This window comes from Butyrivibrio sp. VCB2006 (assembly GCF_000420945.1).
GTDB lineage: Bacteria > Bacillota > Clostridia > Lachnospirales > Lachnospiraceae > Butyrivibrio.
Window position 1 is genome coordinate 54759 of record NZ_ATVX01000003.1, and the last position, 25429, is coordinate 80187.

Annotated in this window: 21 protein-coding genes; 2 read left to right on the plus strand and 19 right to left on the minus strand. The window is 41.9% G+C overall.

Annotation, left to right across the window (positions count from 1 at the left end; translation table 11 throughout):
• Positions 1-57 precede the first annotated feature (57 nt).
• The 10 genes from metG to G613_RS0103130 form a co-directional block, all read right to left on the minus strand.
• Entirely contained in the window at positions 58-2097 is a 2040-nt protein-coding gene (metG, locus tag G613_RS0103085; RefSeq protein WP_029231261.1) for a methionine--tRNA ligase, read from the minus strand.
• A gap of 39 nt (positions 2098-2136) precedes the next feature.
• Positions 2137-3012: a methionyl aminopeptidase gene (locus G613_RS0103090; protein ID WP_029231262.1), complete on the minus strand. Its 876-nt coding sequence runs from the start codon at positions 3010-3012 to the stop codon at positions 2137-2139.
• Positions 3013-3137: 125 nt separating this feature from the next.
• Complete coding sequence (locus G613_RS0103095) at positions 3138-4670, minus strand: bifunctional metallophosphatase/5'-nucleotidase (protein WP_029231263.1); 1533 nt, start codon at positions 4668-4670, stop codon at positions 3138-3140.
• Positions 4671-4747: 77 nt separating this feature from the next.
• Positions 4748-5872, minus strand: a complete 1125-nt coding sequence (locus G613_RS0103100; RefSeq protein ID WP_081647754.1) for a phosphate/phosphite/phosphonate ABC transporter substrate-binding protein — start codon at positions 5870-5872, stop codon at positions 4748-4750.
• Between the two features lie 94 nt (positions 5873-5966).
• Positions 5967-6626: a ribulose-phosphate 3-epimerase gene (rpe, locus tag G613_RS0103105; protein WP_029231265.1), complete on the minus strand. Its 660-nt coding sequence runs from the start codon at positions 6624-6626 to the stop codon at positions 5967-5969.
• On the minus strand, positions 6626-7567 hold the full coding sequence (locus G613_RS0103110) for a transketolase family protein (protein WP_029231266.1): 942 nt from the start codon (positions 7565-7567) through the stop codon (positions 6626-6628). The genes rpe and G613_RS0103110 overlap by 1 nt, the downstream gene beginning before the upstream one ends.
• 10 nt (positions 7568-7577) lie before the next feature.
• Positions 7578-8411 (minus strand): transketolase, encoded by an 834-nt coding sequence (locus tag G613_RS0103115; protein ID WP_029231267.1) that lies wholly within the window; start codon positions 8409-8411, stop codon positions 7578-7580.
• Between the two features lie 230 nt (positions 8412-8641).
• Positions 8642-9337 carry an L-ribulose-5-phosphate 4-epimerase gene (locus G613_RS0103120; protein ID WP_029231268.1) on the minus strand — a complete coding sequence of 232 codons (696 nt, stop codon included), beginning with the start codon at positions 9335-9337 and terminating at the stop codon, positions 8642-8644.
• An 87-nt stretch (positions 9338-9424) separates the two neighbouring features.
• Positions 9425-11020, minus strand: a complete 1596-nt coding sequence (locus tag G613_RS0103125; protein ID WP_029231269.1) for a xylulokinase — start codon at positions 11018-11020, stop codon at positions 9425-9427.
• A gap of 77 nt (positions 11021-11097) precedes the next feature.
• Positions 11098-12174 (minus strand): GntR family transcriptional regulator, encoded by a 1077-nt coding sequence (locus G613_RS0103130; protein ID WP_029231270.1) that lies wholly within the window; start codon positions 12172-12174, stop codon positions 11098-11100.
• A gap of 333 nt (positions 12175-12507) precedes the next feature.
• Between G613_RS0103130 and G613_RS19410 the strand changes: the two genes are divergently transcribed.
• Positions 12508-12666 carry a hypothetical protein gene (locus G613_RS19410; protein ID WP_155828021.1) on the plus strand — a complete coding sequence of 53 codons (159 nt, stop codon included), beginning with the start codon at positions 12508-12510 and terminating at the stop codon, positions 12664-12666.
• Positions 12667-12691: 25 nt separating this feature from the next.
• A complete protein-coding gene (locus G613_RS0103140) occupies positions 12692-13930 on the plus strand; it encodes a hypothetical protein (RefSeq protein ID WP_029231271.1) in 1239 nt (412 codons plus the stop codon).
• 73 nt (positions 13931-14003) lie between these two features.
• Here G613_RS0103140 and G613_RS0103145 read toward each other — a convergent pair whose 3' ends face one another.
• The 9 genes from G613_RS0103145 to rlmD form a co-directional block, all read right to left on the minus strand.
• On the minus strand, positions 14004-16493 hold the full coding sequence (locus tag G613_RS0103145) for a carboxypeptidase regulatory-like domain-containing protein (protein ID WP_196805030.1): 2490 nt from the start codon (positions 16491-16493) through the stop codon (positions 14004-14006).
• A gap of 47 nt (positions 16494-16540) precedes the next feature.
• Complete coding sequence (locus tag G613_RS0103150) at positions 16541-17602, minus strand: hypothetical protein (RefSeq protein ID WP_029231273.1); 1062 nt, start codon at positions 17600-17602, stop codon at positions 16541-16543.
• Positions 17603-17693: 91 nt separating this feature from the next.
• Positions 17694-18155 carry a hypothetical protein gene (locus G613_RS0103155; RefSeq protein WP_029231274.1) on the minus strand — a complete coding sequence of 154 codons (462 nt, stop codon included), beginning with the start codon at positions 18153-18155 and terminating at the stop codon, positions 17694-17696.
• A gap of 138 nt (positions 18156-18293) precedes the next feature.
• On the minus strand, positions 18294-19190 hold the full coding sequence (locus tag G613_RS0103160; RefSeq protein ID WP_029231275.1) for a DNA-3-methyladenine glycosylase family protein: 897 nt from the start codon (positions 19188-19190) through the stop codon (positions 18294-18296).
• Positions 19191-19754: 564 nt separating this feature from the next.
• On the minus strand, positions 19755-20219 hold the full coding sequence (locus G613_RS0103165) for a restriction endonuclease (RefSeq protein WP_029231276.1): 465 nt from the start codon (positions 20217-20219) through the stop codon (positions 19755-19757).
• Between the two features lie 67 nt (positions 20220-20286).
• Positions 20287-21303 carry a hypothetical protein gene (locus G613_RS0103170; RefSeq protein WP_029231277.1) on the minus strand — a complete coding sequence of 339 codons (1017 nt, stop codon included), beginning with the start codon at positions 21301-21303 and terminating at the stop codon, positions 20287-20289.
• A gap of 5 nt (positions 21304-21308) precedes the next feature.
• On the minus strand, positions 21309-22649 hold the full coding sequence (locus tag G613_RS0103175) for an MBOAT family O-acyltransferase (RefSeq protein WP_196805031.1): 1341 nt from the start codon (positions 22647-22649) through the stop codon (positions 21309-21311).
• An 86-nt stretch (positions 22650-22735) separates the two neighbouring features.
• On the minus strand, positions 22736-23815 hold the full coding sequence (locus G613_RS0103180) for a PTS transporter subunit IIC (protein ID WP_029231279.1): 1080 nt from the start codon (positions 23813-23815) through the stop codon (positions 22736-22738).
• 84 nt (positions 23816-23899) lie between these two features.
• Positions 23900-25405: a 23S rRNA (uracil(1939)-C(5))-methyltransferase RlmD gene (gene rlmD / locus G613_RS0103185; RefSeq protein WP_242826121.1), complete on the minus strand. Its 1506-nt coding sequence runs from the start codon at positions 25403-25405 to the stop codon at positions 23900-23902.
• Between the last annotated feature and the right edge of the window lie 24 nt (positions 25406-25429).

Below are 25429 nucleotides of genomic sequence, written 5' to 3' on the forward strand. Positions count from 1 at the left end.
AAGGTCCAAGAATCTCTCATGCAATCATGAGATTCTTGGACTTTGATCCATTTATTATCAACAAATCTCCGCTCCGCTAGGCATTGGCTTCTCAGGAGTCATAAGTGCAAGGTTGCCCTCTGCATCTTCAGCACACAGAAGCATTCCCTCGGAAAGAACTCCTGCAAGCTTAGCAGGCTTAAGGTTAACAAGAACCATTACCTTCTTACCAACCATCTCTTCAGGTGTGTAGTACTTTCTGATTCCAGATACGATCTGTTTAACCTGGCTACCAATCTTAACCTGAGAGCAAAGAAGCTTTTTAGACTTCTCAACTGCTTCACAAGCTATGATCTCACCAACCTGGAACTGCATTGCTCCGAACTGGTCATACTCGATCTCTTCCTTGGCAGGAATATCGATAGGAGCCTGCTCTGACTCCTTGGTCTCAGCCTTAGGAGCTGGTGCAGGTGCAAGTCCTGCCTTTGCAAGGTTCTCAGCAGCCTTTCTCTGAGACTCTTCGAACTCAGCCTTCTGCTTCTTGGTGATCTCAGCTGCCTTCTCAAGAACATCCTTAAGATCCTTACGTGCAAAGAGCATCTCAGGTGTCTCTACTACCTTAGTGTCATTTGCAAGAACACCGAACTGTCCGAGAGAATCAAACTCTCTTTCTGGAGAGTGAAGCTGCTCTCTGATCTTCTGAGCTGTCTCAGGCATAAATGGATCAAGAAGTGCTGCTCCAATTGAGATAGACTCTACAAGGTTATAAAGAACTGTAGAAAGTCTGTCCTTCTTGCTCTCATCCTTGCCAAGTACCCATGGCTCAGTCTCATCGATATATTTGTTACATCTCTTAAAGAGAGTGAAGATTTCTGTAAGAGCATCAGCTACTCTGAGCTCATCCATCTTTTTCTCTACCTTGTCATAGCAGCCTGTAACTACAGCCTTAAGGTCAGCATCAACATCCTCTGTTACGCCCTTATCAGCTACAACACCGCCAAGATACTTGTTGCTCATAGCGATTGTTCTGTTTACAAGGTTACCAAGTGTGTTTGCAAGGTCTGAGTTATAACGCTCAACCAGAAGCTCCCATGTAATAACACCATCGTTTTCAAATGGCATCTCATGAAGAACGAAATATCTAACAGGATCAACGCCAAAGAGACTTACAAGGTCATCCGCATAGATAACGTTGCCCTTTGACTTACTCATCTTCTCGCCGCCCTGAAGGAGCCATGGATGTCCAAAGATCTGCTTAGGAAGTGGCTCTCCAAGTGCCATCAGGAAGATTGGCCAGTAAATAGTATGGAATCTGATGATATCCTTACCGATAAGATGAAGGTCTGCAGGCCAGTACTTCTTGTACTCATCAGTGCTGTTGCCGTCTGCATCATAACCAATACCTGTAATATAGTTTGTAAGAGCATCAAGCCATACGTATACAACGTGCTTGTCATCAAAGTCTACAGGAATTCCCCACTTAAAAGAGGTTCTTGAAACGCACAAATCCTGAAGTCCCGGAAGAAGGAAGTTGTTCATCATCTCATTCTTTCTGGAAACAGGCTGAATAAACTCAGGATGTGTGTTGATGTGCTCGATAAGTCTGTCAGCATACTTGCTCATCTTGAAGAAATATGCTTCTTCCTCAGCAGGATGAACCGGGCCACCGCACTCAGGACACTTGCCGTCCTTGAGCTGAGACTCTGTATAGAATGCCTCACACTCTGTACAGTACATTCCCTTATATGATCCCTTGTAGATATCACCCTGATCATAGAACTTTTTGAAAATCTTCTGAACCTGCTTAACATGGTCATCGTCTGTTGTACGGATGAATCTGTCATAGGATGTATCCATAAGGTTCCAAAGACCCTTGATAGTATCTGAAACCTGATCTACAAACTCCTTAGGAGATGCACATCCGGCCTCAATAGCTCTTGTCTCGATCTTCTGACCATGCTCATCTGAGCCTGTCTGAAAATGTACGTCAAATCCGTCTCTTCTCTTATATCTTGCGATTGCATCTGCAAGCACGATCTCATAGCTGTTACCAATATGTGGCTTACCTGATGTATAGGCAATCGCAGTTGTAATGTAATATTTACCCTTATTCTGCATTTCTATATATCCTTTCAAACATCTTAGTATCTAAATCAATTACCAGCACAAAAGCTCGCACCCGGTTTCTGTTACAACAAGTTCAACTTCCCACTGGGCTGAAGGCTTCATATCTGCTGTGTAAACTGTCCAATCATTCTCATCGTCGATAAAGATCTCGTCCTTACCCATGTTTACCATAGGTTCAATGGTAAATACCATACCGGGAACCATGAGCATTCCTGTACCGGGCCTACTAACATGGCTTACATAAGGCTCCTCATGGAATGCGTTACCACATCCGTGTCCACCAATCTCTTTTACTACTGTATATCCATTATCAAGAGCATGCTGATGAACCGCATGTCCCATATCTCCGATAGGTGTCCAGGGGATAACTGCCTTTATTCCGGCTTCCATACACTCTTTTGTAACCTGGACAAGTCTCTTTTTCTCAGGGGAAACATCTCCTATCATAAACATTCGTGATGAATCAGAGAAATATCCATTAAGAATAGTAGAACAATCTACATTTATGATGTCACCATCTTTTAAAATTACATCCTTGGAAGGAATTCCGTGACATACCTGCTCATTGATTGAAGTGCAGACACTCTTTGGGAATCCTTCATAACCTAAGTCCGCTGGGATTCCTCCCATCTTCTTGGTAACATCGTTTACGATGTCGTCTATTTCCTGTGTTGACATGCCTGCGCGGATCTTGTCGCCAACCTCGTCAAGTACAGCCATGTTAATAACCGCACTCTTCTTAATACCTTCGATATCCTTCTCAGTCTTAAAAAGACTTCTGTCAGGAATGATAAAGCCTTCATGTTCGAAATGAATGAGCTTATCATCAAAGGCTGCATGGCAACTTTTGTACTTTTTACCGCTTCCACACCAACACTGGTCGTTTCTTTCTAATCTTTTATACATTTCAATCCTTCTTTTATCGATAAATACTCTATATTAGTATGCCTTCTGCGTTTGTAAATGTCAACGTAATCGGACGACCATATTCGCATATATACTCTTATTGGTCTGTTTGTTTATTTGCATTATCAATATTTACACTTGAATGCTGCGTTTTTAATTTCCGGTACCGGAGAATTCTTACGAATGAAGTTCATGAGAAGATCCGGCATCTCGTCAGAGTAGCTTCCGATGGCCTTGCAATCACCAATGCACTGGTATCCGCCAGTTCCGGTAGCTCTATAATTACTTGTTACGAGAGAATATTTCTCATTGTCGGAAAGCTCTGTTCCATCAAGTTTTCTTAGCTTAACAACTCTGTCACCGACAGGTCTTGTAAGATCAAACTCGTAGTCCAGGCCTGCGTAATAATCATAGTTGTAGTGCTCTATCTTGGGCTGAAGAAATACCTTGGAAACGCTAACCTCTCCGGTCTCCTTGTTATAGTCAAAATATTCTGCGCTTCTTTCAAGGGCCTGTTTAAGAACCGCCTTTGTAACCTCTTTTACCTCAACTGTATTGGCAAACTGGTAAATGCCAAGGACATCCCTTACTGTGATTTCCTTTTTAAGCCCCAGAGGATCGTTTGCAAGGCTGGTGCAGGAGAAATCCGCTCCGGTGTAATCAAGCTGAACCTGGTTAAAGATTGCAGCCACCTTGCTTCCATGAAGGGCTGCATCCAATTTCTGTTCAGGCTCGATCTCTTTTTCCAGGCATCCGATGGGCTCATCAAGCCATACCTGAATCTTGCCTGTAAGCTCATTCATAAAGCTGTGATCATCTATTATCTTCTGACACTTTTCGTCAGGTTCTGTTGGCGTTACAAGTTCTGATTCAACGTTAAAAGAGCTGCCGTCTTTCTCCACATTAAGAAGACAGTACTTCATGGCATTTGACGGAGGCTGCACTCCATGTGTACCCTCGATTTCAACTGAAGCCACAGCAATATGCTGATGTCCGGTCAAAAGAATGTCGTATCCAAGCTCTCTTGCGATTTTACAAGCCTGATTTTCTGCGGTCTGGGACAAAAGAGCTCCTGTCTTAAGATCCTCCTCAAAGCCGCCGTGATAAATGGCAACTGTGAGATCACACTTATCTTTTAACTCCTCATACTGCTCAGAAAGAGCCTTAACAGGATCAGTAACCTTCAGAAGTTCAAGGTGCTCCGGCTGCTCCCATACGTTAACATAGCCTGTAACTGCAGCAGTAATTCCCACCTTTGTGCCATCAGGCATAGTGTGGATCACGTTTTTGACGATCCCAAGTTTTCCACCAAGGTCCTCAACATTGGCAGAAATAAGTGTTGCCTTCATAGCGCTTGTATAGTCGGCAATTGCATCGTAGCCAAAGTTAAAGTCATGGTTTCCAAGTGTATAGTAATCAAGCCCCATGACGTTAAAGCCCTCTGCCATAGGATTGAAATCATACTCATCCTTATGCTCCAGATAATATGACAAAAGCGGAGTTCCCTGAAGTGAATCTCCACCATCGATTACAAGGGTATTCTCATCCTTTTTTATCTGTGACGCCAAAAGAAAAAGCCCGGAATTCTCTGGTTTGTTTTTGGCATAATTAACCGGGAACAAATGTCCGTGGGTATCTGATGTAAAAATGATACGCATTAATAAATCTCCTTATCTTACTAGCTAAAAAAGGGAAGATACCTCTGATATCTTCCCCCTAATATATTATAAAGTACTTAGTCAAGTTTCATCATCAACTTCTGGGCTTCTCTTTCGGAATCATAATCATCACTGGTGGATTCTACGTAGCCCTTATGATTGTAGATTGCAACTGCCTCTTTTCCGGCGTCTGTATTTCCTATATTGATAAAGGAAAGTTTTATTGCTTCCTTTAGTTCTTTTGTCATTATAGGTGAATACTTACTTGTACAAACCGTGTCATTGTAGATGCCATCGGTAACTCCGATTACATCAGTTTCATCCCAAATGCTTGCAGTCCTTCCATACGAAGAATTCCATTTTTCTTCCTGATCAAGCCTTGCGTCAGCATAGGTAACAAGAACGTCAATCTTGCCCTCTGCAAGTTTGGAAAAAGCTGTTCCATAGTTATCGGAAACCTCAGCATTGATAAGATCTGTAATGTGTTTACCATAAGTGGACTGAAACCACAGTGAAGGATATACAAATCCGGCAGGAGAAGAAGAGTCCATGATGCTCCATTTGAGAGCATCCAATTCTTCAAAGGTAATTTCTTCACCGGCATTTACTTTCTCAGCTATGGCTCTTCCGGCATCAGAAGGGCCTGCTATAATCAGGGCTCTATAATAAGTCGCTGGATCAGTGGTTCTCTTTGTTGGCTTTTGTTCATTCCAAACCTTCGGATCGTCGCTATCTATGGAAAGTCCATCTCTTGTTGCTGTGAGAATGACATCGCAGCCATCATCAAATAGCACGTAGGTTCCGGCAGGTAAAAATCCAACATCAATAGTTCCCGCGGATAAGCCCTCTCCAACTGACTCATAGGAGGTTCCAACCACGATTTCAACCTCTTTAACATCGTAGCCAAAACCGGCAAGTTCCTCTATAAGCAAGTCTTTTAGAGGTTCTGTGGATTTAACTATTTCTTCCGGCTCCTGGGAAGGAACAAACCCTACAGTAAGCTTACTGATTGCAGTTGGTTCAGAAGGTCCAATCTGCGTTTCTTCTATGGCGTTTTCCTGAGGCGTCTTCTGAATCAGTTCCTCCGGGCCATTATCCACCGTTATTTCCGTTGTTTTCTTTCCACATCCGATGGCCAGGATCGCTATGGAAATACAAATTATTATACTTATTCCAATTCTTCCAATTCCATGTCTTCTCATTCTCGTTCCACCCTATAACTATTAAGAGCTCATGTGTATCCACATGAGCTCCCCAATCTCTTTGAAACAAGTATAAGATAACAGAAAAAGAAATTCAACGATTCTGCAATATGTTTATAAACTTTTTAACGTTTGCTGAAGCATCACCATTAAAGACACCTGAGCCAGATACAATAACGTTTGCGCCAGCATTTAAGACATTTTCAACATTCTCTGCATAGATACCGCCGTCTACTTCTATATCTGTAGATAGGCCTCTATCGTCAAGCATCTTCCTCACGCTCTTTACCCTGTCTATACTCTCAGGAATAAAGGACTGGCCGCCAAATCCAGGCTCTACTGTCATCACAAGAATCATGTCTACCTTATCAAGGTATGGAACAAGCTCCTCAACAGCAGTACCAGGCTTTATGGAGATACCTGCCTTGATACCACAGGTATGAATCTTGTCGATAACTGCCTGGGGATCCTCAGCTGCTTCCAAATGGAAGGTTATGATATCTGCTCCAACAGCTACAAAATCTTCTATGTATCTGATTGGATCAGTGATCATGATATGAACATCAAAGACTTTCTGCGTTGTCTTCCTGATGCTCTTGATAACTGGCATACCATAGGAAATGGATGGCACAAAAATGCCATCCATTACATCAATATGAATATACTCAGCTCCTGCTTCATCTACTTCTCTTATCTGCTGACCAAGAATATTAAAATCTGCAGACAATATTGAGGGACTCAAGATATTCTTCATTATTTCAAAAATTCCTTTACTGATGCATAAACTCCGTCACCATCAAGGCCATACTTCTTAACCAGAGCAGCTGCCGATCCTGACTCACCGAATCTGTCCTGCATACCGATCTTCTTAACAACTGTAGGACATTCCTCTGAAAGAACGTCACATACAGCGCTTCCAAGACCGCCGATTACTGAATGCTCTTCAACTGTAACAACCTTACCGGTCTTCTTGGCTGTTGCTACTACGAGCTCTCTGTCGATAGGCTTGATTGTGCAGATATTAACAACTTCTGCGCTGATACCGTCAGCTGCAAGCTTCTCAGCTGCCTCAAGTGCAGCACCAACTCCGATACCAGTTGCTATAATACTAACATCAGTACCCTCTCTAAGTACAGTACCTTTTCCAAGTTCGAACTTGTAATCAGGTCTGTCGTTAACTACAGGGCAAGCTGCACGTCCGAAACGGATGTATACAGGGCCTTCGTGCTCAGCTGCTGCTCTAACGCAAGCTCTAGCCTCGATATCATCTGCAGGACACATAACAACCATTCCAGGGATTGTACGCATAAGTGCAAGATCTTCGTTACACTGATGGCTGGCTCCGTCCTCACCTACAGTGATACCGGCATGTGTTCCACCGATCTTAACGTTGAGGTGTGGGTAACCGATTGAGTTACGAACCTGCTCAAATGCACGTCCTGTAGCGAACATAGCAAATGTGCTTACGAAAGGAATCATACCTGTTGTAGCAAGACCGGCTGCAATGCCCATCATGTTACACTCAGCGATACCACAGTCGATATGACGATCTGGGAATTCCTTCTTGAACCAACCTGTTCTTGTTGCTGCTGCAAGGTCTGCATCAAGTACTACTACCTTGTCGTTAACCTTTGCAAGCTCTATAAGTTCTTTACCATAACTATCTCTGGTAGCAATCTTCTTAACTTCGCTCATCTTAACCTCCTCAAGCTTCCAGGGCTTCGCCGATCTTGTTAAGATCGTCCATAGCCTTTGCATACTCTTCATCATTAGGTGCTACGCCATGCCATGAAACCTGGCCCTCCATGAAGGATACGCCCTTACCCTTAAGGCTGTGTGCGATAATAGCTGTTGGCTGGCCCTTGGTCTCTCTAGCTTCCTTGAAGGCAGCTCTAAGAGCATCAAAGTCATGAGCATCTACGTTGATTACATGGAAGTTAAATGCCTCAAACTTCTTGTCGATAGGATATGGTGAACATACCTGATCAATAGGTCCGTCAATCTGAAGACCGTTGTTATCAACGATAACAACAAGGTTATCAAGCTTGCGGAATCCGGCAAACATTGCTGCTTCCCAAACCTGTCCTTCCTCAATCTCACCATCACCAAGAAGTGTGTATGTTCTGTAATCTTTATTGTTAAGCTTTGCAGAAAGAGCCATACCACAAGCAACTGAGATTCCCTGTCCAAGAGAACCACTGCTCATGTCAAGGCCTGGGAGATACTGCATACTAGGATGTCCCTGAAGTCTTGAACCAAGCTTACGAAGTGTTGTAAGCTCCTCAACAGGGAAGTAGCCCTTCTGTGCCATTACTGAGTAAAGACCAGGTGCTGTATGTCCCTTGGAAAGAACAAAACGATCACGATCAGGATTCTTAGGATCCTTAGGATCTACGTTCATCTCCTCAAAATACAGATATGTAAAGATATCTGCTGCTGACAGTGATCCACCCGGGTGACCGGCACCTGCTGCGTGAACCGCTGTAACAATGCCCTTACGGACTTCGTTTGCAATCTTCTGCAATTCTTTGTTAGTCATAATTCCTCCACTTTTTTCCTTGCATCATGTTCTCACAAAACGCACAGTACATATGCATTTCTGTTTCAAATTCTTAACGCAAATACAATGTATCATAATGAAAATCAATTATCTATGTTAATTTTTGCCGAGATTTTACTATATAGTGCTAAAAAAATAGGACGTTCTGCTCTCGCTTCGCTCGCCAGAACAAGGTAGTACACTAAGCTCGATAATACCTCGCTAAGTGATTACCTTTGTCCGTAATAAGCGTTAGCACCGTGCTTTCTGTAATAGTGCTTGTCCTGGAGCTCCTGTGGAGCAGGCATAACGCGAGGATTGATTACTTCGCATCTGTAAGCCATCTTAGCAACTTCCTCAGTTACAACTGCGTTGTGAACTGCCTCGTGAGCATCTTTTCCCCAGCTGAAAACGCCGTGGTTCTTGCAAAGAACAGCAGGAACAGCCACTGGGTCTTTTCCCATGCGCTCGAATTCATTGACGATGAGGTGTCCTGTATTCTCCTCGTATGCATCCTCAATCTCATCCTTGGTAAGACATCTTACACATGGGATCTCGCCATAGAAATAATCTGCATGAGTTGTGCCGTAGCAAGGAATGCTTCTTCCTGCCTGAGCCCAGCTTGTAGCATAGGATGAATGTGTGTGCACAACGCCGCCAACTTCCTTGAAGGCCTTGTAGATCTCAACGTGTGTTGGTGTGTCAGATGAAGGATTAAGCTTACCCTCAACCTTATTGCCGTTAAGGTCCATAACTACCATGTCGTCCGGAGTCATGGTCTCGTAGTCAACACCACTTGGCTTGATTACGAAAAGTCCGCTCTCTCTGTCAATTGCACTTACATTTCCCCAAGTGAAGGTTACAAGACCATACTTAGGTAAAAGAATATTTGCTTCATATACTTTTTTCTTGAGTTCTTCTAACATTTTGTTCTCCTCTTAATGATGTTCTGCTCTCGCTGCGCTCGCCAGAACTAAGTAGTACACTAGACTCGTAAATACCTCGTCAAGTGATTACTTAAGTGAATCAACTGCAGCTCTTTCTACTGCAAGACCAGCGTTGTAGTCCTTCATAAACTTATCAAAGCCTTCTGCATCCTCTTTTACAGGCTCAAATGTCTCAACTTTGCCTGACTTAAATACCTTCTCATTGAGGAACTTCTCAAGAGTCTCGCCATCTTCTTTCTGAAGCATGAAGCCTGCAAGGATTGCCTGTCCCCAAGGGCCGCCTTCTCCTGCTGTCTCCATAAGCTTGATAGGTGTATCAAGGGCTGCTGCCATTACTCTGTCACCAACGCCTCTAACCTTGAAGAATCCACCCTGGCCAAAGAAGAAGTCAGCCTTAACGTTCTCTTCCTTCATAAGGATATCGTTACCTGCCTTAAGGGCACCAAGTGCTGTGTAAAGATGTGTTCTCATGAAGTTAGAAAGGTTGAACTTATCATCAGGTCTTCTTACAAAGAGAGGTCTTCCCTCGTTGAAGCCTGTGATGCTCTCGCCTGAGAAATAGTTATATGCAAGAAGTCCGCCGCAGTCTGCGTCGCCTTCCATAGCCTTGCGATAAAGTGTTCCGTAGAGTGTGTCGTCATCGATATCCTGGCCGATTGCACCTGCAAACTCTCTAAAGAGCCCTACCCATGCATTGAGGTCTGAAGTACAGTTGTTGCAATGTACCATAGCTACTTCCTCGCCGCTTGGTGTTGTAACAAGGTCAAGCTCAGGATATGCCTTGGAAAGGCTGTGCTCCAGAACTACCATTGAGAATACTGAAGTACCTGCTGAGATATTACCTGTTCTAACGCCAACAGAGTTTGTAGCAACCATACCTGTTCCTGCATCTCCCTCAGGAGGACATACAGCGATTCCTGCCTGAAGTGTTCCTGTAGGATCAAGCTTTTTAGCACCTTCTGCTGTAAGTGTTCCTGCTGCTGCGCCTGCAGGAAGTGACTTAGGAAGTACATCTCTAATCTTCCAGCCAAGGTTCTTGCCTGCGATGAGCTCATCGAACTGGTCAAGCATCTTCTGCTGATAATCACATGTCTTGGAATCGATAGGGAACATACCTGATGCATCGCCTACGCCCAGAACCTTCTCACCTGTGAGCTGCCAGTGAATGTAGCCAGCAAGTGTTGTGAAGAAGTCGATCTTGGAGATGTGCTCCTCACCATTAAGAATTGCCTGATAGAGGTGAGCAATACTCCATCTCTGTGGAATGTGATATCCAAAGAGCTCTGTAAGCTCATCAGAAGCCTTCTCTGTAATTGTGTTTCTCCAGGTTCTGAATGGAACAAGAAGCTCTCCATCCTTATCAAAAGCCATATAACCGTGCATCATTGCGGAAAATCCCATTGCACCGATCTTAACAAGCTTCTCTCCGTATTTCTTTTCAACATCCTCAGCCAGCTTCTGATAGCAGTCCTGAAGTCCTGTCCAAATGTCATCAATAGTGTAGGTCCAGATTCCGTTATCCAGTCTGTTCTCCCATCCGTGTGAGCCGGATGCGATTGGATTATACTCATAGTCTGTAAGTACTGCCTTGATTCTTGTGGAACCAAACTCAATACCAAGCAGTGTCTTTCCCTCAGCAATTAAACTTTTTACATCACCCATAGTCATTCTCTCCTTTTTCCTATATGTTAGTTGTTAATGATTATTATTTCTAATGTTATGGTTAGTCATGCTTTTTATCAGATGGTCCTGACAGAATCCCTCAAAATCACATCTTCTGCAAACTCATAGGTAGCACTTCCGGCCTTATTAGTGCTGTGTATCAGGCGGATCATGTTCTGCGCCGCCTTCTCGCCAAGTCTTGCCTTAGGATGTGGAATAGAAGAAATCGTTACCCCCGCAACTCCTATCTTGGCCATGTCTGAATCATCCATTCCAATTACGGACATATCTCTTGGAAGCTTCATTCCATCATCCATAAGAACCTGCATCAGCATTCCGGCCACCTGGTCGTTGTAGCAAAATACAGCTGTGCATCCCTTAAGTCTCTCTTTTACTCTAGAGAGAGCTCTTTTACCATCCTTAATATCTATGGTATCAATCCAGTTCACATGGTCATAGGTAAAAGATAGTCCGCATTCAGTCATTGCACGAAGATATCCGCGATACCTCTCTCTTCCCTGTCCGTCATCGAGCTTGAGAACGCATCCTATGCTCTTGTGCCCCGCATCTGCCAGAGCCTTAACCGCTCTGTAGGCGCACTCTTCATCATTGATAGATACATGGGGCATATCAAGCTCAGGATAGTAGCTGTTTATGAAAAGAAACTTCATTCCCTTGTCGATAAGCTTCTTGTAAAGACCTATGTTAGGGTTTGGAAGAGCACTCTTAACCGGCTCCATGATCACTCCAGCTACATCGTTTCTATCCATCAGATCTTCCAGTATCTGTCTCTCCTTACCAGTTGTATTGTTGGTAAAAGAAAGCTGCATGGAATAACCCTTGGCACTAAGCGTACTCTCAATCCCTCTGATGGTGCTAGGGAAAATGTAGTCATCAACGTAGGTTGTAACAACCGCCACAACGGACTTATTGCCATCCTCAGCATGCTGATCAGCCACATACGTACCACTTCCACGTCTGCTCTCAAGAAGGCCATCCTCAGAAAGCTTCTGAATAGCATGCCTTACTGTCTGCCTGCTAAGGCCAAACATCTCGCAGAGCTCATTTTCAGAAGGAATCTTGTCCCCTGAGCCCAGCTTACCGCAATCTATATTTTCATTTATCCAATCTATAATCTTCTGATACTTAGCCAATTAGATCACCACTCGATTATTTTTTGTCGTATTGATGGGATGAATGCTAGTAAAACTACAGGATACATTTATCAACTTGTATTGTTTTGCACAAGTTGTATGTGTTTTATGATAATGTTTATTCCCCTCAATACGTCTACCATTGTAGTGTGCCTGCAAATACTCCGTCAATGACTAATATATACAATTTTGCCAAGTTGTATATGTACAAATATATCAAAGAACGTCTCAGTCTCAGATTATTCTTTTTATTTCGTGTACAATTCAACATTTTCATTTGCTTGATTGTTAGATATTATAGAAAGGCATGCCGAGCTTGAGGCTAATAGCAATATGGAATACTCCGAGTCCTACTATGAAAATCATACAGATGAACCACTGACAGCAGAGGAACTTGAGAATAAAATTAAGGAACTAAGCAGCTACGAGCGCAAACAGCTTCAGGGCGATGTTGACTACGAAGGACTTATTACAGTACTCAAGAATAGTTGATATTGAACGCCATCGAGGAAAGAACATGAAAAAGATCACATTCGCATCCGTCATATGTATGGCAGTAATTACAACATTGTTATTTACAGGCTGCTCACCGTTGGGTAGTAAAGAGCGTCACTACAAATATGAGGAAGGTAGTCTCGAACGTCATATTGAGTGGCTCGATTTGGATCCTGAGCAATGTTCAATTAAGAAAATTAGTGGTGAGGGTGAGTCAGATGTCTATGAAGTCTCAACAGATAAATATAATCTGGATAAAGAACTGACCTTTTATGTTTTCAGGAATGCAAGTAGTAACATGATCGGGGCGGTTACTTGGTATTGGGATGACAACTTTAAGGATGAGCTTTTTTATGCCATTTATCCACAGGAGCAATGGCCTTCAGTCTTGCAGGCTCATCAGGAATATGCCCCGGATTTTGAGATTGGACCGCTGACCTTTTATGAAGATATGCAATCTGCCATGGAAACTACAGATAAGATTGTGGAACTATATAAAAGCCATGGTTTTTCAAAAGATATGATTCCTTGGAGTCATGTTCAGGGAAGATACACTGACACCATAAGGGTAGATGGAGTGACAGATAGTCAGTATTATCTGGAAGATGTTCCAAAAGAGCTGATCTATCAGGCTTTGTTTGAATCTGAACATCTTGCAAATATAAATGATGACAATGTTGATTCGTTCAACTCAGATTACTACAAAACTGAAATGGAAAAGTACTATTTGGACTGGGCTGTAGAAAAGGGCCTTGTGGATATCTATTCTAAATTTTCATACGAAGATAGGCTAGAAATTCATGGATATGGCTGGGATGGATATTACTATGCAGTGGTTGATGGCGAAGCAACAGATGAGGCGGAAGAAATTTTTACAGACTACGATGGAACTCTCCCATACTCATCTTTTTACAAACTTCTCAAGAGGCAAGGTATCCCAGTTGAAGGAGATTGGTATCACTATAAGTTTACAGGAATAGATGGAAAAGAGTATGAATTTGGCTATGATCAATGCATTCTCGAGGCAGATCCTGTAAGTTCAAGAGATGCAAGTGACACTGATTTTTCCAGAACATTCAATAATTTTTATTATATCTGCGATGGTGAAAAATACATTTTCGGTAATCTCAAACTTGAAGACCGAAAGTATAACAGAGCAAATATACATTGGGACCCGTTTGTATATACCGGACAGGTTGAGAAAATGACAGGACTTATTGTTACTTCAACACATGCCGAAAATAATACCGAAGTTTTTTGATTTAGTTGATAAAGGCAGCGCACGAGGCGCTGCCTTCATTATTTTACTTACTTATCTGATACTACCGAGCTCTTTACATTCCAGCGCTAGCACTATCTGGGTTTGGCTCTTCTGATCCCGAGCCCTCAGATACAGAACTTCCTGTGCCTGCATTATCTGAGCTAGTTGAACCAGAAGCCGCAGCGCCTGAGCTTACAGCACTTGATGCTTCTGCGCTGGAATCAGCAGTGGTTGTACCATCTGCGCTTGAACTCTCTGCTGACTTTTCATCATCCTCTGACTTAGATACAGCTGCGCTGTCAACATTTGCTTCAACTGATGATCCTGAAGTACTTGCTGCAGCTACATCTTCGCTTGAGCTTGCTGAGGCCGCTGCTTCATTCTCATCTACACTTGAACTAGCAGAAGCTGCTGCCTCATTCTCGTCTATGCTTGAACTTGCCGAAGCTGCTGCCTCTTCCTTAACATCTCCATCCTTCTTAGCATTGAGGTTAAGCAATTCATCAAGGAAGCTTGTACCTACACGCATCAGGCGAAGGGAGGAGTTAATGCCATTACCTGCGTATTCAAAATCCGGATAAGAGCCCATAGTATTGTGTGGAATAATCTGACCATCTACTATAGCAAATACATTCCAATAATCTCCGTTGCTAAGTCCTGTAGGAACATTAAACTTCTGTATTAGCTCATCTTTCTGATAAACCTTAACTACTGCCTCCGAAGTTGATATCGTTCCAGTTCCAGCGTACCTGTGAATATAATAGTAATATGGGCTTGACAGTTTAGCTTTCAAAGTAATAGTTTCAGGTCCATAACTCGTTGTATCATCCACATCAAGATTACATATTTCCTCTCCATCATCATAGCAAGACTTATCTCTGTAATATACATGAAAATACCATCCATTAGATAATGGCCCATAAACATGCGAGTCTAGGTCTCTTGGGTTCTCCCCCCATGTAAGAACAATTCTGAAGTCATCACCTGATCCAATAGGTGTGAGTTCACCATCTTGATTTTCGGTAACTGTCCTTTGTACTATTATGTTTGTCAAGCTAGTAATAAAACCATTCTTACTTACGGATAAAGTATAATTACCTAAAGGAAGCCCCAAAGTATAATTTCCATTAGAATCTGTCTTACTTGTCGCAAGTACATCTCCTTCTGATGCGTTATTCCATCCTTTTCGCACTTCTATATCTGCTTCAGGAACACCAAGCGCAGTAATTGAATTTTTAATCTTTCCCTTTGCAACACCTTCTTCACCTTCTCTACCAGCAACAAGAAGGAATGTCTCCATGAACGTATTCTTATTTTCCGTGACTGTAGCATACGCCGTAAAAGGAATAAAGCCTAGCGCATTTATCTGTATTAAATAATTATCCTCTTCGAGTTTGAAACTATATTCACCATCGTTATCAGTCAATCCTAAGTCACTATCCCAACTTCTGGTATTACTCTTTGCTCTGACCAATGCAAATGGAACTGCTACATCTCTTTTCGATGCCAAACAAACCTTTCCTGATAAGGACCCTTCTCGCTTGCTATTCTCAAGTTGAGCAATTTTAGCATTGACACATCTTGCATAAGCTTTAGCCCCTTCAGCATTTGGATGCATGGAATATGCACTGATTGGATTTACATCATTTATATCTTCAGATTGATGCGTCCATACTCCATTAAGCCATGGATCATCAGAAAAAGCCTGATGTCCCCCGTCAGCGTCAAACGCTTCTTCAACACTGACAAAATATATGTTCATTCCTTCATCTCTACACTGCTTTACGGTCTCTTCTATCTTTCGATTAAAATCATGAACTTTATTATTGACCATTGTTGATTCTTCCAGGCTAAACGTGAATCCTTTTCCTGTTTTATCCAAAAGTTTAGGATATCCCGCAACGATAATAGCTGCCTGCGATCCAGCCGCAGACTTCACTGCCTTGTATGTGGTTTTGAGATCCCGCATTGTATTGTCAATATTAGCCCAAAGATCATCTAACTTATTCTTTAATTTTTTACTGCCAAGATAGGTACTTTTCTTCACACATAGTGAAATAATATCTTCGAACCCTACATCATTACCACCGACTGTCATGGTAACATAATCAACTTTGCCATATCGATCTATCGTATTGAAGATATCATTCTGAACCGGTAAATCATCAGAATAATAAAAAGGCATCAGGGTTGGAGTCATTCCAATCCATACCGATTCTTCTTGAAACGCACTTTTATGCTGTTTTGTAAAATACAAATCCGTAGACACTGCTCCTGATGAAGCAACAAAATACCACTGAAAGTTGTCGTTACTTTTTTCTTTTTTACGATGATTGCCTGTTATTCCATAATTAGGAACTTCAAGCAAACTTGGCCATGCTTTTGTAGATCTATGTGCCAACCAATCACGATCTCTTATTTTCTCATAAACATTCTTTTCCTGACCGTAAAATGGTGTTATGCCTTCTCCAGATGAATAAGAATCACCCAATGACACCACAATCATTGGATCAGAGTAATCTTCAGCCGCCCTAGCTGTCATACTTGTATTGGAAAAAAGCATTAAAAAAACTATTACAAATGCTAACAAAACACTATTTATTTTTTTTATCATAATCCATCGATCTCCTCACTTGTTATGCCATTCAATGTATCTGCATCTATTCTATCAATAACCTTGACTATTACTGTTGAGTCATATGGAACGGTAACAAAATACTTATTTGTCTCATCATCATAACTAGTGAGTTCATTTGCTTCTGAAACAAGAAGCTGTACAGGGTGCGTTGAATGTAAATTATAAGAAACCGGATTAGTAATAACCTTGCCATTTATTACAAAAATATGCCATAGCTCTCCATTACTGCTTATATAATCCGTTTCATACATAGGACGGCATATACTAGCATTACCTGTAACTTCTGCATCATCTGTATATTCTCCGCCCATCGCATATTCGTAAGTAATTGGATATTTAGTAAATCCTCTTTCAGCTAAAAGATCTGCCACTTCAGTTTCTGTAAGATTATCTGGAGATGTCGCTGCATCCACTATACTAACTATTTTCCCACTTTCAGAATAATATCTCTCAGCTTCTGACATTTCGATAGAAGGCGCACCTGAAGATCCTGGTGCTGGTGCAGATGTACTTGCTGAAGAACCAGAACCCTGTGATTTGTTGCCTTCGCTCTGCGAATCATTTCCCGCATTGCCACTATTGGTATTAGACTCTGTACTTCCTGTTTCCCCAGAGGCATTACCTGAATTAGTAGCATTTGCTGTCTTTACAACATTTGTTGTTTCTACTGGCTTAACAACACTTGTTGAATTTTCATTAGTTGTTGCCTTTGCAACAGTTGAGTTATTGTTGCCAGTTGTGGTAGTTCTCTTTTCCCCTTTTACAGCAGCACCTTCTGTGCTCTCTGTAGTTGCATTATCGGAAGCTACAGCAGGTTCTGTTTCTGCAGGCTCTTCCTTGGATGCTTCCTCTACTGGAGTATCTGCCAATGGCACTTCCTCTGTCTGAATGGTAACAACATCATTGTCCGCTACTTGATTCTCTTCTGATGGCTTATTACCTCCTGATACAGCAACAGCCACCAGGACGATTATTGCTACAGCTAATAAAGCAAGCGCAATTCGTCCATACACACTTGTAACAACTTTTTTCATACAACTTCTCCTTTATAAATAAACTTATATTTCACCCCTGCAATCATTTCGCTCCCCACGCAAAACTACATAGCTGCAGGATATCGTATCCTTATTCATCTGCACCCAAGTCTTTTTCTCTCAGTATCCTTCTTATAATCAGAACAATCAGTGACTGAATATATGGCACGATCAACATGATAAAAAACAGACAGCATATTGTAACAATCACAATTGCGATACTAAGAGCAGCTGCAAATTCCATATTACTTGTATCTATATAATCAGAAATCGATGTGAATACAGTAAAAAAGGTAGCCGACAAAACTAAGATCGCCACAAGTAAACCCACGTAATAACATATACGCAGAGCGATGTTTGATACTTTATCACCTATAAAAATCATTTTTTTACTAACTTTTGTACCTAGGAAACTTAAAAGAAAAGCAACAATGGTAAAAAGAAAAATACCATAGATCTTTACAGAAATATGCTCATTAATCAGTGCTATGTATGATATTAAAGCCGTCAGAATGGCAATGACTCCCCTTGAAATCCTATATTCTCTCTCCATAAATTGTTCCCCAACAATCTATAATGTCCCCCAAGCGCTATTTCTAACGCTTCATCACAGGAAAGTGTCAAATTTTAATAGGAATATAGCATATCTGAGCCTGATGCACAATAGAAAAGCGCAGAAAACTACACATTTTTACGTAGTTTCCGCGCCATTTGTTCTTGAATAAAAGAATAAATATTGTTGCATAACCCCATTATAAGGTTTGTACTTGTCAAATAAAAAGCCTTGTGGATACTGGCTATCAAGCACTTTGTTAATCCAGACATCCTTAGGAAAAGCATCTAATCTGTGGTAACCAAAGAGTATCTCGCAGTTGGCAACCTTAACCCCAACGCCATACAATGCCAGAAGTTTCTGCATGAGAGCATCATCATCGATTTCTTTCCAGCTCTCAAGATTTACTGCTCCGCTTACCACATCCTGTGCAGCCTGATATACATACTTATCTCTATAGCCGAGGCTGCATCCTGATAGTTGTGCAACAGTCAGCTTAGACAGTTCCTTTGGAGTAGGAAAAGAAAATACATCATTTCCTTCTGCGTCCACAGCTATCTTATGTCCTGCAAGCGCGCATATTTTCTCGATTGAAGCCTTAATTGCAGGAATGTTTTTTCTCTGGGATATGATAAAAGAAATCAGCATCTCCCAGGGATCCTGCTGAAGGATTCTGATGCCCTGCCCAAATTCAGAAGCATTATAAAGGTATTCATCTTCTGCCTTGTCGATCAGGCTCCTTATATCGCTATAACTGCTATTCAGATCAAAGTAGTTTTTCCAGAACGCCTCGAACTCTTTTTTATTACAGCTTAGCTCATACCGACCACCCAGAATATTTTTATCGTCCTTATCGCCTGATGCCCCAATAATAATGTCAGTCTCTACACCGGAATCGCCCGACACATCTTTAATAAAAAGATATTGATTTCCTGCGACCACACTATAACCATCACCACATTTATTGAATCTGAAGCACTGGCCGCTATCAGCTATTTTCTGAAGATCAAAATCATCTTGTATTTCAATTATCATTATTACTCGTCCTATTTATATTCTCAACTTGTATTTTCTATTTATATCAATATCCCCAATTTATATTTCCTACTTGCGCTTAATCATCCGAGCCTACTACGCGTATTTTCCAGTTTTTCCGGATTTACTTGTAGTTTCCTACAGTACCTCTACGCGTAATTTCTCATTTTGCTCATTTTACTCGTAGTAGATTTTTAACCGGAAGTCATTCCTACACTGGGATTTCTATTTTTTCTGATTTACTCGTAGTATCCAGTTATATCGCTACGTGTAATTTCTCATTTTGCCCGTTTTACTCGTAGTAGATTTTTAAACCGGAAGTCATTCCTACACTGGGATTTCTATTTTTTCTGATTTACTCGTAGTACACAGCTATCGCACTACGTGTATTTTCCCGTTTTCTCAGATTTACTGGTAGTATCTAGTAGTACACAGCTATGCCACTACGTGTATTTTATCATTTTCTCGAATTTACTAGTAATTTCTCATCTTCACCAGCAATTCACCAGCAATCTTCATCACTAATCTCCACCAGTCTTCTCCACCAGTAAATTATTGCAGAAATCAGCGTCTCTTATCTTTGTCCTCGTCCGCCATGGCATCCACGTAGCCCCTATCCCATAGCATGATGTTCAGCTTCTGTGCAAGCTCAACAGCAGGCTGTGTGAAATACTGATTGGTCATGACAACTCCGACCATTCTATCATAGTAGTCTCGGCCGGCATATATCTCCTGAACAGCCTTTACTCCGATTGGCTTGTCGTAGCACTTACATTGAACTGCGTAGGTCACGCCATCCTTCTCAGCCAGGATGTCCGCGCCAAAATCTCCACTACCCTTTGTAACTTCAACTTCAAGGAAGCCATGGGCTTTCAGAATATCAGCGCAATAATACTCGAAGTCATGGCCCTCCATCTCGTCCATCGGAAGGGGCTTCATCCTGATCTTTTTAACAATATGAACTATCAAAAATGCTATCAGCACAATTGCTGCGCCGATTATACAAGCTATTATATGTTCATGGTTCATTCTCAACATTCCACTGACCACACTCTACTTAATCATATTTATCGTTTTTCTCATATCATAGGTCGTATTACCAACCTGCCTCCGCAACCTCTTCCTGAATTGCGATTACATTTCTGTCCCAGGACTCGAACCTCTCATCACCTCTATGATCAGGAATGTCAAACCTGAATTTGAGTCCAGCTCCAAGATAATCTGTATATTTGCAGCTTCCCCGGTAATTCAAATGAGAAAAATCAAAGAAGTCCTGCGAAAAATCCAAGTCCAAAGTTTCATACATCTCGGTGCCATCCTCGAACCAGATTCCTCTTTCAGCACAAAGTCTTTCCACATATTCAAACCTTTGGTCAGCCTCGTATTCCTTGATATAAGGAGTTACGATAAAAAACATCTCTATTTCATTTTCATTACAAAAATCTATTATCTTATCAAGATACTCCAAGGACTTGTCCGTCAGTGGCAGAGGATCCTCTGCATCAAATTCTGGTTTTTCCCACTCTCCAGTCTTAAAATACGGAGTATATCCCTTAAAGGCACTCTTGTCCTCTTGGGTCTCAGATAAATAATCCCAGTCCGCCTGTTCAAGCTCCTGATACCTCATGTGATAGCTAACCAGCGCCGGGAAAAATTCCAAGACTCTTGATGGTTCAACACTAACCTTAAGCATGCCAAGCTTATTGACAGATGGCTTTAAGCCATAGAAATTGTCCCCGATATACTTGTATTGGTAGTCGTCCAGGAAATTTGCAGGAGCAAAGAAATCAAGAACCATCACCTTTGGCTTTTGATATTTGCAGAATTCCTTGAGATAGTAATATGTCATCCAAAGAGGCTGCTCTGCGCCGCTATAGTCATAGGCCGCAATACCGTATTTTTCCCACAAAAGAGCTGTATTGATGTTTACGTGCATATGGCTTGATCCAAGAAACACCACATCAACTGTATCTTTTGGCTGAGCATACAAATCCCTTGCCTGCTTTATTCCATGAGCAGTCTTAAAGCTAAATAGCCTGTCCACAAAAGTAAGCGAAACAACAAGCGCAAGCACCAACAATATGAACTTACATAAACTTACAATTTTTTTCATTTGGGTTAAAACTCCATATAAATGAGTCTTGTGCTAATATCAGGTCCATAGATTCCAAAAATCACCAGTAACATCAACAAGAAATAAAATGCAATATATCTTCTGCCCTGAGGAGCTGAGGCTATCATTTCCGGAATGTTAGACTTACTGTAATATGCTACTCTGTCAAGGATTCCTATCAGTATAATCGAAACAATGATTACTCCGAGCTCAATCATGACAAGATTCATGTTTTCCATGTTTTCGGCAAAAGAAATATATCCTGCGAAATGTGTAAACATGCACTTTACATAATTAACTCCTGACGAAAGTGATGAAGCCCTAAAGAATATCCAGGCAAAAGAAGCCTCTAAAAATGTGATGACGTTTCCAAGAACGCCAGTCCTAAGCGTCTTAAATCCCTTATCTCTGCAAATACTATCAATTGCTGAAAAGACTCCGTGTAAAAGTCCCCAGACTATAAAGTTCTTACCTGCGCCATGCCACATTCCACAGATTAAAAAGACTATCATTGTATTTATTATCTTTCTGGCCGGGCCCTTTCTGTTACCTCCAAGAGGAATATAAACATAGTCCCTGAGCCATGAAGACAGAGACATATGCCAACGTCTCCAGAACTCTGTAATGTTCTGACTGCAATATGGCATATCAAAGTTTGTTACAAGATCAATTCCAAATGCCTTGGATATACCAATAGCAAAGTATGAATAACCTGCAAAATCGCAGTAAATCTGAATCGTGTAAAAGAGTGCTCCAACAAACAGCCAGCTACTGCCCAGAAGCTGTGCTCCATCAAAGAGCTTATCAACATAAATTCCAAGGCGGTCAGCTATCGCAACCTTCATAAACGCGCCATATAGAGTATAGTACAATACTCTCTTCCATCTCTCTTTGTCCAGGAGCTTAACCTTTCCAAGTTCCTTAATCTTAGAAGAAAAACCTTCCCATCTTTCAATAGGTCCGCTTACAAATTTTGGGAACCAGGCAAGATAAAGCACAACATCTGCCATGTTGTTTGATGCTACTATAGTTTTTCTTTTCACATCTACTATGTAACTTATTGCTTGAAAAACGTAGAAGGAATAGCCGATTGGCATAAGTATTTGTGTAAGGAATGTATCCTCACCGGCCGCATCTGAAAAATAGGCCGGAACATACTTAAAAATCAATAAACTGAGAATAAACATAGAAACTGCAACGGACATAATGCCCGCTGCAGCTTTTTCACTTTTCTTTTGCCAGATAGACACAAGCTGTCCTGCTGCCCATGTCAGCACAGAAACAACAAGGACTGCTATTCCGGCAAGCCTATTAAGGGAGTAAATGTAGAGAATACTTGCTATCATTAACAAATATTTTCTGCTAATCCCCTTCAGAATATAAAACAGTATGCAGATAATCGCTGCATATATTAGCGACGTAACGCCAATTGTCATAGTTTAAGGTCTCCGTCTTTAACCCAACCAAGCTTCTTAACACCCGCATGTATAATCAATGAGAATACTGCAGGAAGAACAAAAGAAATCATCACAAGTCCGAACCAGTCGAAAGCTGTGATTGCTGCTTTGCTACCCTCAGCAACGTCCTTGACCCATCCGGTATAAACACCGATCTGACCAACAAGTCCGCAGGTTCCCATACCAGATGAAACAGGTGCGCCATTCATGCGAAGGCCAAATACGCAGGTTGCGATTGGTCCTGTAATAGCTGACGCCACGATAGGTGCAATCCATACTCTTGGATTTTTGATAATGTTACCCATCTGAAGCATTGATGTTCCGATTCCCTGTGAAACAAGTCCGCCCCATTTATTCTCTTTGAAAGAGATAACTGCAAAACCTACCATCTGAGCACAGCATCCGGCAACAGCTGCGCCTCCTGCAAGGCCTGTAAGCTGAAGTGCTGCACAGATTGCTGCTGATGATATAGGAAGTGTAAGAGCAACTCCTACAAGAACTGAAACAAGAATTCCCATTAGGAATGGCTGAAGCTCTGTTGCCCACATAATAAGGTTACCTACCCACATAGCTGCTCTTCCAAGTGGTGGTGCAATGAGCCATGAAAAGAAAATTCCGACTCCGATAGTAACAAGTGGCGTAACAAGGATATCTACCTTGGTCTCTTTGGATACTGCCTTACCGAATTCAGCAGCAAGAATAGCTACAAAAAGAACTGCCAGAGGACCGCCGGCTCCGCCAAGAGCGTTAGCTGCAAATCCTACTGTGATCATAGAAAACAATACAAGTGGTGGACACTTAAGTGCATAGCCGATAGCTACTGCCATAGCCGGTCCACTCATAGCTGTTGCAAGTCCGCCGACAGTATAGTCAACACCTGCTATTGTTGCTACTGTCTGCATAAGAAATGGAATGTGGAACTGTGTACCAATTGTATTGATAATTGTTCCAATAAGTAATGAGCAAAATAATCCCTGCGCCATTGCTCCCAGCGCGTCGATACCGTATCTCTTAAGGGAGATCTCGATATCCTTCCTCTTCAAAAACTCTTTCATACTCTTTTCATCCTCCGTCGATGCCTGGATTATTCCGGGTCACCGCTTCATTATTGTATTTCTGCAAAATTTTACCACAAATAATCACAGTTCTACAATCTTTAAGGATAAAAAAGCTACTGTCTCAACATGACTTGACCAGGAGAACATATCGCAAGGGCGAACCTTCTTAAGTTCATAGCCACCATCTACAAGAATTCTGAGGTCTCTTGCGAGAGTTGCACTGTCGCAGCTAACGTATACGATACGATCCGGAGACATCTTAAGCATGGTCTCCAGGCACTTCTCATCACAACCCTTACGGGGAGGGTCAACCACGATTACATCAGGATGAAGTGCAGTATTATCTGCAGAATCTCCTGCCTTCTCAGATTCTCTCTTATAAAATTCAGGCAAAACTTCCTCTGCCTTGCCGCAGAAGAAATCCGCATTTGTAAGGCCGTTTCTCTTAGCATTTGCCTTGGCATCCTCTATGGCCTCTGGAATTATTTCCACGCCATAGACATGTCCGGCATTTTTAGCCATGGAAAGAGTGATTGTTCCGATTCCGCAGTACAGATCCCAAACTGATTCCTTGCCTGTTAAGCCTGCATAAGTAATGGCCTGACCATAGAGCTTTTCACACTGAGCAGGATTGACCTGGTAGAAAGATAATGGTGAAATCTCGAAATCAAGACCGCACAAGGTATCGGAAATAACGTCCTTGCCCCAAATAGTGTGAACTTCCAGCCCCATGATAACATTGGTCTTGTCTGTATTGATGCTGACAGATATGCTGGTCATTCCGGAAACAGAAGAAAGTGCTTTAACCAAATCGTTCTGACCTTTTATGTATTCTGCTACTGTTCTATTCTCGTTCTGATTAGTATTATTTCCCTTAACTTTTCCAGCCGTTTTATAATTCAGCACCAGGCACACCATAATCTGTCCTGAGGTAAAACCTTTTCTGATAAGCACATGCCTTACAAGGCCTTTGCCGCTAGCTTCATCATAGGCCTTAATCCTATTCTTTTTCATGTGACTTAAGATGATGTCCAGAATCTCTTTATTCTCAGGGATGCCAATAAGACAGTCATCCACAGGAATAATGCTGTGTGTTCTTCCTGCATAAAAACCTGCTATAGGATTGCCATTCTTATCAGTACCAATAGGGTATTGAGCTTTGTTCCTGTATCTCCAGGGCTCATCCATTCCAATGATTGGCTCCATGATGCCATCGATAAAATCGCCATCAAAGCCGCCCAAACGAACGATGTTATTTCTAACCTTGTTCTGTTTGAAAGCAAGCTGTCTCTCATAGGTCATATTCTGAAGCTGGCATCCACCACACTGGCGAGCCACAGGGCATTTCGCTTCCTGTCTGTATGGTGAGTATTCCGCAACCTTCTCAAGATGAGCGTAGGCATAATTCTTTTTGGCCTTCATGATCTTGGCGCTTACCTTGTCACCAATTACCGCATCTTTAATAAAGAGGGTATAGCCGTCTATCTTGCCTATGCCCTCTCCATCGTTGCCTATATCAGTGATCTCCACGGTAAGCAGATCATCCTTTTTGTATTTCATATCTTCTTTTATTTTCTTACTACTCATATCGCAATCCTATTACTTAACATA

Excerpts from the sequence above, each read along its gene's own strand:
- metG (WP_029231261.1), bottom strand. The coding sequence starts at position 2,097 with ATGCAGAATAAGGGTAAATATTACATTACAACTGCGATTGCCTATACA.
- G613_RS0103090 (WP_029231262.1), bottom strand. The coding sequence starts at position 3,012 with ATGTATAAAAGATTAGAAAGAAACGACCAGTGTTGGTGTGGAAGCGGT.
- G613_RS0103095 (WP_029231263.1), bottom strand. The coding sequence starts at position 4,670 with ATGCGTATCATTTTTACATCAGATACCCACGGACATTTGTTCCCGGTT.
- G613_RS0103100 (WP_081647754.1), bottom strand. The coding sequence starts at position 5,872 with ATGAGAAGACATGGAATTGGAAGAATTGGAATAAGTATAATAATTTGT.
- rpe (WP_029231265.1), bottom strand. The coding sequence starts at position 6,626 with ATGAAGAATATCTTGAGTCCCTCAATATTGTCTGCAGATTTTAATATT.
- G613_RS0103110 (WP_029231266.1), bottom strand. The coding sequence starts at position 7,567 with ATGAGCGAAGTTAAGAAGATTGCTACCAGAGATAGTTATGGTAAAGAA.
- G613_RS0103115 (WP_029231267.1), bottom strand. The coding sequence starts at position 8,411 with ATGACTAACAAAGAATTGCAGAAGATTGCAAACGAAGTCCGTAAGGGC.
- G613_RS0103120 (WP_029231268.1), bottom strand. The coding sequence starts at position 9,337 with ATGTTAGAAGAACTCAAGAAAAAAGTATATGAAGCAAATATTCTTTTA.
- G613_RS0103125 (WP_029231269.1), bottom strand. The coding sequence starts at position 11,020 with ATGGGTGATGTAAAAAGTTTAATTGCTGAGGGAAAGACACTGCTTGGT.
- G613_RS19410 (WP_155828021.1), top strand. The coding sequence starts at position 12,508 with ATGGAATACTCCGAGTCCTACTATGAAAATCATACAGATGAACCACTG.
- G613_RS0103140 (WP_029231271.1), top strand. The coding sequence starts at position 12,692 with ATGAAAAAGATCACATTCGCATCCGTCATATGTATGGCAGTAATTACA.
- G613_RS0103145 (WP_196805030.1), bottom strand. The coding sequence starts at position 16,493 with ATGCTTTTTTCCAATACAAGTATGACAGCTAGGGCGGCTGAAGATTAC.
- G613_RS0103150 (WP_029231273.1), bottom strand. The coding sequence starts at position 17,602 with ATGAAAAAAGTTGTTACAAGTGTGTATGGACGAATTGCGCTTGCTTTA.
- G613_RS0103155 (WP_029231274.1), bottom strand. The coding sequence starts at position 18,155 with ATGGAGAGAGAATATAGGATTTCAAGGGGAGTCATTGCCATTCTGACG.
- G613_RS0103160 (WP_029231275.1), bottom strand. The coding sequence starts at position 19,190 with ATGATAATTGAAATACAAGATGATTTTGATCTTCAGAAAATAGCTGAT.
- G613_RS0103165 (WP_029231276.1), bottom strand. The coding sequence starts at position 20,219 with ATGAACCATGAACATATAATAGCTTGTATAATCGGCGCAGCAATTGTG.
- G613_RS0103170 (WP_029231277.1), bottom strand. The coding sequence starts at position 21,303 with ATGAAAAAAATTGTAAGTTTATGTAAGTTCATATTGTTGGTGCTTGCG.
- G613_RS0103175 (WP_196805031.1), bottom strand. The coding sequence starts at position 22,649 with ATGATAGCAAGTATTCTCTACATTTACTCCCTTAATAGGCTTGCCGGA.
- G613_RS0103180 (WP_029231279.1), bottom strand. The coding sequence starts at position 23,815 with ATGAAAGAGTTTTTGAAGAGGAAGGATATCGAGATCTCCCTTAAGAGA.
- rlmD (WP_242826121.1), bottom strand. The coding sequence starts at position 25,405 with ATGAGTAGTAAGAAAATAAAAGAAGATATGAAATACAAAAAGGATGAT.